At 49.1% G+C, this 8,629-nt stretch carries 8 protein-coding genes; 4 read left to right on the forward strand and 4 right to left on the reverse strand.

All coding sequences use genetic code 11. The features are described 5' to 3' along the window. Positions 1-1,672: ShlB/FhaC/HecB family hemolysin secretion/activation protein (locus IQ235_RS11595; RefSeq protein ID WP_405196665.1), on the forward strand; the 1,672-nt coding region annotated here is incomplete at its 5' end. A gap of 79 nt (positions 1,673-1,751) precedes the next feature. Here IQ235_RS11595 and IQ235_RS11600 read toward each other — a convergent pair. From IQ235_RS11600 to gpmI, 3 genes are all read right to left on the reverse strand, one after another. Beyond that, on the reverse strand, positions 1,752-2,510 hold the full coding sequence (locus IQ235_RS11600) for a peptidase (protein WP_264321623.1): 759 nt from the start codon (positions 2,508-2,510) through the stop codon (positions 1,752-1,754). 128 nt (positions 2,511-2,638) lie between these two features. Continuing rightward, positions 2,639-2,869 carry a preprotein translocase subunit SecG gene (secG, locus tag IQ235_RS11605; protein ID WP_264321624.1) on the reverse strand — a complete coding sequence of 77 codons (231 nt, stop codon included), beginning with the start codon at positions 2,867-2,869 and terminating at the stop codon, positions 2,639-2,641. Between the two features lie 72 nt (positions 2,870-2,941). Next, entirely contained in the window at positions 2,942-4,540 is a 1,599-nt protein-coding gene (gpmI, locus tag IQ235_RS11610) for a 2,3-bisphosphoglycerate-independent phosphoglycerate mutase (RefSeq protein WP_264321625.1), read from the reverse strand. A gap of 492 nt (positions 4,541-5,032) precedes the next feature. Between gpmI and thyX the strand changes: the two genes are divergently transcribed. Continuing rightward, a complete protein-coding gene (thyX, locus tag IQ235_RS11615; protein ID WP_264321626.1) occupies positions 5,033-5,755 on the forward strand; it encodes an FAD-dependent thymidylate synthase in 723 nt (240 codons plus the stop codon). 64 nt (positions 5,756-5,819) lie between these two features. On the opposite strand, the gene dcd is transcribed toward thyX, so the two are convergent. After that, entirely contained in the window at positions 5,820-6,404 is a 585-nt protein-coding gene (dcd, locus tag IQ235_RS11620; RefSeq protein ID WP_264321627.1) for a dCTP deaminase, read from the reverse strand. An 82-nt stretch (positions 6,405-6,486) separates the two neighbouring features. Here dcd and IQ235_RS11625 point away from each other — a divergent pair, with 82 nt between their 5' ends. Together IQ235_RS11625 and IQ235_RS11630 are read left to right on the forward strand one after the other, a co-directional pair. Further along, on the forward strand, positions 6,487-7,512 hold the full coding sequence (locus IQ235_RS11625) for a leucine-rich repeat domain-containing protein (RefSeq protein WP_264321628.1): 1,026 nt from the start codon (positions 6,487-6,489) through the stop codon (positions 7,510-7,512). A 303-nt stretch (positions 7,513-7,815) separates the two neighbouring features. Continuing rightward, positions 7,816-8,532: a biliverdin-producing heme oxygenase gene (locus tag IQ235_RS11630; RefSeq protein WP_264321629.1), complete on the forward strand. Its 717-nt coding sequence runs from the start codon at positions 7,816-7,818 to the stop codon at positions 8,530-8,532. The last annotated feature ends 97 nt before the right edge of the window (positions 8,533-8,629 follow it).

Here is an 8,629-nt window from a genome sequence, read left to right on the forward strand (position 1 = left end):
GGAAATACCAGCCATTGACGCGCCACCAGAAGTGCAACCGGATGCTTCTCCCCCAGTAGAAGAGACCCCCTCAGAAGAAACGGGCACAGAGGAAATACCAGCCATTGACGCGCCGCCAGAAGCTCAACCGGATGCTTCTCCCTCAGTAGAAGAGATCCCCTCAGAAGAAGCAAGTCCGAGCTTCGTCGTCCAAAAAATTGAGGTTGTCGGCAGCAGTATCTTAACCCCAGAAGACTTGCAACCTCTGACATCCCCATTGGAGGGAAAAGAGGTCACCGTCGAAGATCTGCGAGCCGTTGCCGATGGAATTACCCAACTGTACCTCGATCGCGACTTTATTACCTCCAGAGCCATTTTGACCGATCAAGATATTATCGATGGCGTGGTGGAAATTCGCGTCATTGAGGGGAGACTCTCCCTGATTGAGGTGGAGGGAACCCAACATCTGAACGAGTCCTACATTACCAGTCGGATCGAGCTGGGAGCCAAAACACCCCTCAATACCGCCCAACTCGAAGACCAATTGCGATTGCTGCGGGCTAATCCCTTGTTCGAGAGCGTTGAAGCTAGTCTGCGGGCGGGCGAAGAGCTTGGCGAGAGCATTCTGATCGTGCGCGTTACAGAAGCCTCTCGATTTGGGGCTTCGGTGAATCTCGATAACTACTCCCCCCCCAGTGTCGGCTCCGAGCGCATGGTGGTCAGCACCCGCTTTCGCAATATTACCGGTGTGGGGGACGAGTTCAGCGCCGGTTACAACCGGACGACGGCTGGGGGAACGGATGTCTTTGATTTTGCCTACCGCATTCCCCTGAATGCCATGGAGGGAACTTTGCAACTGCGAGCGGCTCCCAACCGCAACCAGGCCATTCAAGAACCTTTTAAAACCCTAGAAATTCGGGGGGAACGAGAACTGTACGAAATTAGTTTCCGCCAGCCGTTGGTGCGATCGCCGCGAGAAGAATTTGCCCTGAGTTGGGGCTTTACGTTTCAAGACGGTCAAACCTTTACCTTTGCTGGGCCCACTTCTTTTGGGGATGGTCCCGATGCGGATGGGGTGAGTCGCACCAGCGTGTTTCAGTTCGGTCAAGACTACATTCGTCGGGATATTCAGGGGGCTTGGGCGTTTCGATCGCTCTTTCGAGTGGGTACGAGTCTCTTTAATGCCACCCAGAATGAGAGCACTATTCCCGACGGACAGTTTGTTAGCTGGCTCGGTCAAGCGCAGCGGGTACAACGCCTCAGCGACGATCATTTACTCATTACCCAGTTTGACGTGCAACTGACCCCCGATCCATTGTTGCCTGCTCAACAGTTCGTTATTGGTGGAGGGTTATCTCTGCGGGGATACCGACAAAATGTTCGATCGGGAGATAATGGATTTCGGTTTTCCATCGAAGACCGCATTACCCTCGCTCGCGATGCAGCGGGCTTGCCTGTATTTCAGCTCGTACCGTTTATTGATGCCGGGGGAGTGTGGAACGTTTTTAACAAGCCGGACAACCCTCAACCCAGGCAGCGATTTTTAGTGGGTGCGGGACTGGGATTGCTATGGGAACCAGAGCCAGGTTTCCGCATCCGCCTCGATTACGGACTTCCTCTGGTGGATCTCGACGATCGGGGCGAAAATGCTCAAGATGATGGGTTTTACTTTAGTGTCGGCTACGGATTTTAGGGAATGGGGAATGGTGAATGCTTGTTCGGCACGAAAATATAAAAAAACTGCTCGCGCGTTGCGCTATCACCTCTAAAATCTAAAATTCGATCGCCACCCACCATCCCAGACGCGTGGGTTGTTCGTAAATTCGTTTGAGGGTATTGAGATCGCCATCGGAAATTACCGCAGGAGTCTGGGTTTGAGAAAAATACAGCGCGTCGGTTTCCGATGGAGAGTGACCCCAAATTCCCAAAGCATGACCGAGTTCGTGGCGAACGGCCGCACGAAGGTAGTCCCCAGATTGAGTGGGATTGATGGTAACTTCAAATCGATGGCACAGCATCGCCCGTGCGTTTTCCCCATCTGGGCGCGCGTACAATTGGTATTGGGTCAAAGCCGATCGCGCGCGAATATCGCCATTGGGCAAACGTTGAGGAGGCGGACGTTTGCGCTCGATGGTGATATCTGCAAGTTCCCGGCGATCTACGATTTCCAGGGGAAAATAAGCGATCCACTCGGAGACGGCTTCTGCTACAGTCCTGTCCCAGGATGGAGAAGATGCGGTAAGACGATCGCCGGTTGCTGTCACGTCAGAAGCGATATAAACCTTAACTGGAAACTCCGACCATACCAAAGCGCCTACGGAAGTCGATTCAATTCGATCGAAATAATCGCCACTGCCGCTGGTGTCCGATCGCTCTGTCAAAGCTGGAGGTAAAGGATGGGCTTGTAGGGGAACGATCTCCAGAAGTTCTTCAGGTTGTAAGTCTCGCACCGAGGGGCGATCGTTATTGACGAACCCCTCTCGGGCAACAGACCGCGAAAAATTGCCCCCCAAAAGAATGGAGAGAGCCATCGAAACCACCAGCCCCAGAAGGAGAAGAGGTTGGAAACAACGACGGAATTGGGTCGATGGAAAATGCACAAAAGAGAAGAGAGACGCTTTCCAAACCATCCATCTACGTCTGGTGGAAAGATTCCGGTCTAGCCGACCCATCCCGCACTTAAAATGACGGTGATGCCCATAAAGATGAGGGTGAGCGTCCAGGTGATACGATTGAGGGTCACTTCAGCACTTTTGGTACTGGTAAAAAGTTGGGCTTGTCCGCCGATGGCACCAATGCCATCCCCTTTAGGACTGTGGAGCATAATCAAAATAATTAAACTCGTGGCGGAAATAACCCAGAAAATTTGTAGCAGACTAAGAACGGTCATGGGAATTTTTGGAGATTAGATTGAAAAGTTAGACGTTAGAGTTGGGCGATACCCGGTTGAGACCCGATGGATCTACAGGCGCAAACCCACAGGCGTGCGGTTGGCGCGGGCTTCTTCTTTCACGGGAACGACGATCGAGCGACCGGTCATTTCTGGGGGTTGCGCAAGCTGCAAAATCTCCAAGATCGTCGGGGCGATATCGGCAAGACGACCGTCATCGCGCAGCTTCACATCCGTACCGTGACCGGGGATTTTCACGCCTTCCCCTTCTACTAGAATAAATGGAACGGGGTTGGTGGTGTGTGCCGTCCAGGGATTCCCGTTTTCGTCTCGCATATATTCGGCATTACCGTGATCGGCAGTAATCAGCGTCGTTCCCCCAACGCGACTGACGCTCTCAAGCAAGCGACCCAAACAGCAATCGACGGTTTCGATCGCCTCAATGGCAGCACCGATCGCCCCCGTATGACCCACCATATCTGGGTTCGCGTAGTTAATGACCACCAACGAGTAGATGCCTTTTTCGATGGCAGCCGTCGCGACATCGGTCACTTTATCCGCAGACATGGTGGGTGCTTTATCGTAAGTGGCAACCATCGGACTCATCACCAATTCCCGATCTTCTCCTTCAAAGGGTTTTTCCAATCCACCATTGAAGAAATAGGTGACGTGGGCGTATTTTTCGGTTTCCGCAGTGCGAAATTGCTTCAATCCTCGATCGGCAATGACTTCACCGAGAATATTACTGAGATTTTGGGGTTCAAAAGCTACCAACACCGGTAATGTCGGATCGTATTGAGTGAAGGTGAGGAAGGAGAGCGGACGAATATGTTGGCGATCGAATCCCTCGAATACCTCATCAACGAAAGCATGGGCTAATTGTCGCGCTCGATCGGGACGGAAGTTAAAGAAAATTACCCCGTCATCGGGTTCGACTGCTCCCGGTGCGATGCGAATGGGATCGATGAACTCGTCGAAAATCTCTCGATTGTAGGAATCTTTTAGAATCTCTAAGGCCGAGCGCGCATCGATGTTATCGTCTTGGGTCATCACGTTGTAGGCTTTTTGAACCCGATCCCAGCGGCGATCGCGATCCATGGCGTAATATCGACCGCTAACCGTCACGATCTGTCCGACTCCAATGCGATCGATATAGTCTTGGAGCTTCCCGATCGCCCCAATCCCATCGCTCGGTTTCGTATCGCGACCGTCGGTGATGGCATGGATGCAAACTTGAGAAATCCCTTTAGCCTTAGCTAAATCGAGCAATCCCAACAAATGATTCAGGTGAGAATGCACTCCCCCTTCCGAACACAGACCGATCAGATGCAGCTTGCCGCCCGATACGTGTAATTCCCCGCATAGCTTCTCGATGGCTGGGTTACTTTGGATCGTCCCCTCCTCAACGGCATCGGAAATTCGTACTAATTCTTGCGGAACGACGCGACCGGCCCCAATATTCAAGTGCCCGACTTCTGAGTTTCCCATCTGACCTGTGGGGAGACCGACATCTTTCCCAGAGGTACGAATGAGAGTTCTGGGGTAGGCTTCCCACAAACTATTCATTACAGGCGTTCGGGCCGCAGCAATGGAGTTAGCGTCCGTTTCTTCCCGGTAGCCCCAGCCGTCCAGAATCACCAAGACCACTGGAGAAACAGATGATGACCTCATACTCTCGCTCTTTCTCGTTCTGTCATTTCACGGCTATCATACCATTGCCCCTTCCTTTCTTCGGAGAGGGAGAACTCAGTCTAAATGGGAACCTTACTCGAATCTATCCTGAAGATCTGTTGGGTTTTGCGGGTTTAATCTCACAAAATCGTCGAATGTTCCTGTTAAATTGCGGTTTTTCATCTTAATTACATCTTCGGGATCGAAAAGAACTCATAAGTATTTGTAACGATCGTTCGCGGTATTTTAACTCTTGTTTGAGGTTATTTTATAGAACCCATTTGACATTGTTATCTTGTGGTGTTTGGCTTTGACGAAAATCGTCACCCAGTCACTGGGATACCCGAACCTGTTGAGTCGATGGATTTTCGATCGAGCAAGGGTCGCACAGTCTAGCTGTAATGCTTGTGGAGCAATAATTCGATCGATTTTTGTCTCCAAACTCCGCCTCCGGTGTTACGATCGATCCGTTGTTTCGGTGGTGAGCTTTTCATGGATCGATTTCAAGTGGAAACGATCTCCCAAACCCCCAATCCCCAACAAACGATCTATGCGGCTTTGCACCAAGACTACAGCGAGGATTTAGTCTTTAACGATCGCCACGCTTGGCCGACGGAAACAGAGTGCGGCCAAATAGCAGTTGGGCGTCTGCTGTTGGGAGGTCGAGGTCATTACGGCCCTCTCGAACACCCTCAGATCGTTTTTAACTGCGGTTATTTCCCCCATAGCGTCATGCAGCAAGCGAGAACTCATCGGGTCGGCGTTTCCATGGACGTTCAGTCTTTGCGTTATACGGGAAAGCGGTTTCTGGATGTGGTCAACGGGAAGCGGGAGATCGAAGAGGTGTTTTATCTGCGTCCGGTGGGAGACTACGAAGACCGTCAAGGAAAGAAATATCATTACTCCCAATCCCAACGCGAAGCAGATAAGCAATGGTGTTTTGAGGCAACCAAGCGATATAGCCTCGATATCCAAGGGGGAATGTCCGAAGAACATGCCAGAGGAAAACTTCCGTTTGACTATCGCCAGCATTTTATCGTTAGTTTTAACTTGCGATCGCTCATGCACTTTCTCGATCTCAGAAATAAGAAAAACGCCCAACTTGAAATTCAAAAACTGTGCGATCTCATGTGGGTACATTTTGAGAAATGGACTCCGGAAATTGCCGAGTGGTATGCCAAAAATCGCTTAGGGAAAGCTAAGCTTTCCCCTTAAATTGTCTCGAATCTCTCATCGGAAGATCTGCGAGAAATTGTTAGTTCGGAACTCCATCGCCGCATCACACTTTTGCTAAAGTCACCACTTCTGACTGGTCTTGATATTTGCCTTGGCGCGTGTCGTAACTGATCTTACAGGGTTCGCCTTCAAAAAATAGCAGTTGAACGACACCTTCATTGGCGTAAATTCGCGCGTCTGCTGGGGAAGAATTGGAAAATTCAAGGGTGAGATGTCCTCGCCACGAGGCTTCTGCTGGGGAGAGATTGGCAATAATTCCGCAGCGACAGTAGGTGCTTTTGCCAATGCACAAAATGGTAATATTATCGGGAACATTTAGGTGCTCGAGGGCGACTCCTAGACCGTAGCTATGAGCGGGGAGAATGAAATATTCTCCGTCTTCGTCGCGATGCAGCTCGGCGAGTTCTAAATTATCTGGGTTAAACCGTTTGGGATTAACGATCGATCCGGGAATGTGGCGAAATGTCCGGAAATCTTTGGGAGATAGGCGAATGTCGTAACCAAAGGAACTCAACCCGTACGAGATGACTTGCTTTCTTTCAACATGACGGATTAAACTCGGCTCGAAAGGAGAAATCATTCCTTGTTTTGCCCGATCGTCGATCCATTTATCGTTTTTAATGGTCACAGCAGATTTTAAAGATACTCAATTTAAAGACGAAGAAAATACTATAACATTACCATTGATGACGGTGTTAAAAAATTATTTCATGCGGCATAGATCTCGAACTAGTGCGGTCGCGCTGTGCGCGGTTTTCACTCCCCTATTGAGTCCGTTCTGGAGTGCGGATGTGGCAATCGCCTCGCCGACGAATTTTGCGGGGTGGTGCGTCGATTCGGATCTGACCCCAGAAATTCAACACACCGTCGAGATGCTGTTAGCGATCGCCGAAACGGAAGATTGCGTTCTTGCCAGTCAAGTCCTTTCCGAACTCACGGATCTCAATCTCAGTGCCAAAGAGATTGTCAACCTCCAACCCTTGACATCTTTAACGAATTTAGAACGACTCGATTTGAGTATCAATCAAATTTCTGATATTAGTCCCCTAGCTGCTTTATTGAATCTCAAGCAACTTTATTTGAGCAAAAATCAGATTTCTGATATTAGTCTTCTGGCAGAGCTAGATCTAATCAAACTCAATTTAGACCAAAACCAAATTTCAGAGATTTGTTCTCTGTCAAACATTACTAGTTTGACAGATCTCTCATTTCGAAATAATCAAGTTGAAAATATTGAAGCGATTGCCAAGCTTGAAAACTTATATACCTTATTTGCCGATCTCAATCAAATTTCAGATATCTCGCCGTTGTCAAAATTAAAAACATTGAGCGGAGCCGATCTGAGTGACAATCAAATCTCCGATCTTTCGCCTTTGAGTTCGATGAATCAACTCGAATGGATTGTCGTACGCAACAATCAAGTTTCTGATATCGAACCGCTGACTTCTCTGACGGGCTTAGTCGAACTCGATCTGAGTGGAAATCTGATTTCCGATATTGAGGAGATTTCTACTTTAACAAATATGAGCGAGCTTTTTTTAGAGAACAATCAAATCTCTGATGTGACGCCACTCGTTCAGTTAACCAATCTAAACGCTCTTTTCCTGAGAAACAATCAAATTACTGACATTAGTCCTTTGGAAACTCTAACGAGTTTATCGCGACTTTCCGTCAGTGAAAATCCAATTGCCGAACCGGTTTGTCCCGTGCAGCCAGAGCGAGTTTGTCAGTTTTAAGGATGAATCGGAAAATAGGTTGGGCTTATAGTTGGGCTAAAGAGACTCAGCGAACATCGTTCCCAAAAACCTGAGGTGGGGTTTTTGTTTTTGTCTCCAGAGGAAATCTCGCGCGGTCGCATCAATTATCTAAAGTTTAGTGCCAGAAACCCCTGACGTCCGAATCGATGAATTTCCGATCGCTTTAAAATTCTTAATGGAAATTCTTATCAGATCGGTTTATGCTTACCAATCAGGTGGTTTTTTAGAGTTTCTGTAACGCTCGATACGCCCCGTAAAATTTTCAGCAATCGTTATTTTAGTATGAGTATTAACTTAGCCACAAAATTGCGTGAGGGAACTAAAACATCTCACTCAATGGCAGAAAATGTTGGTTTCGTCAAGTGCTTTTTAAAAGGCGTTGTCGAGAAGGCCTCTTATCGGAAATTAGTGGCAAATCTCTACTTCGTCTACTCCGCGATCGAAGAAGAAATGCAGCGGCTGCAAAGCCATCCCATCGTCTCGAAGATTTACTATCCCGAGTTGGATCGCAAAGCCAGTTTGGAGCGCGATTTAACCTACTATTACGGACTCGATTGGCGCGATAAGATCGCCCCTTCCCCCGCCGCCCAAGAATACGTTGGGCGCATTCGGGAAATCTCTGCCAATAGTCCCGAACTGCTCGCCGCCCACTCCTACACCCGCTACCTTGGGGATCTTTCCGGCGGGCAAATCCTCAAAGGCATCGCCCAACGGGGAATGAACCTCACGGACGGCAACGGTACGGCTTTCTACGAGTTTGAGACGATTTCTGACGAGAAAGCTTTCAAAGCAGAATACCGTCAATCTTTAAACGATTTACCCGTGGATGAAGCCACGGCCGATCGCATTGTCGATGAAGCCAATCACGCCTTTGGTTTGAACATGAAGTTGTTCCAAGAACTTGAAGGCAATTTGGTCAAAGCCATCGGTCGGATGTTGTTCAATACTCTCACCCGCCGTCGCACTCGGGGTAGCACCGAACTGGCAACGGCTGAATAATTCAGGCGTTGGATGGTTGGGTTGTCGAACCGGGAGTCCGGTGCATCTTTAAACTACGGTTAAAGCACGATCGTGCATTGAGTCGGGACTGTTTCCC

Origin of the sequence: Zarconia navalis LEGE 11467 (assembly GCF_015207075.1) — a bacterium.
In the GTDB taxonomy this organism is placed as follows: domain Bacteria; phylum Cyanobacteriota; class Cyanobacteriia; order Cyanobacteriales; family Geitlerinemataceae; genus Zarconia; species Zarconia navalis.

Excerpts from the sequence above, each read along its gene's own strand:
- thyX (WP_264321626.1), top strand. The coding sequence starts at position 5,033 with ATGGATCGATTTCAAGTGGAAACGATCTCCCAAACCCCCAATCCCCAA.
- IQ235_RS11625 (WP_264321628.1), top strand. The coding sequence starts at position 6,487 with ATGCGGCATAGATCTCGAACTAGTGCGGTCGCGCTGTGCGCGGTTTTC.
- IQ235_RS11600 (WP_264321623.1), bottom strand. The coding sequence starts at position 2,510 with ATGGCTCTCTCCATTCTTTTGGGGGGCAATTTTTCGCGGTCTGTTGCC.
- secG (WP_264321624.1), bottom strand. The coding sequence starts at position 2,869 with ATGACCGTTCTTAGTCTGCTACAAATTTTCTGGGTTATTTCCGCCACG.
- IQ235_RS11630 (WP_264321629.1), top strand. The coding sequence starts at position 7,816 with ATGAGTATTAACTTAGCCACAAAATTGCGTGAGGGAACTAAAACATCT.
- gpmI (WP_264321625.1), bottom strand. The coding sequence starts at position 4,540 with ATGAGGTCATCATCTGTTTCTCCAGTGGTCTTGGTGATTCTGGACGGC.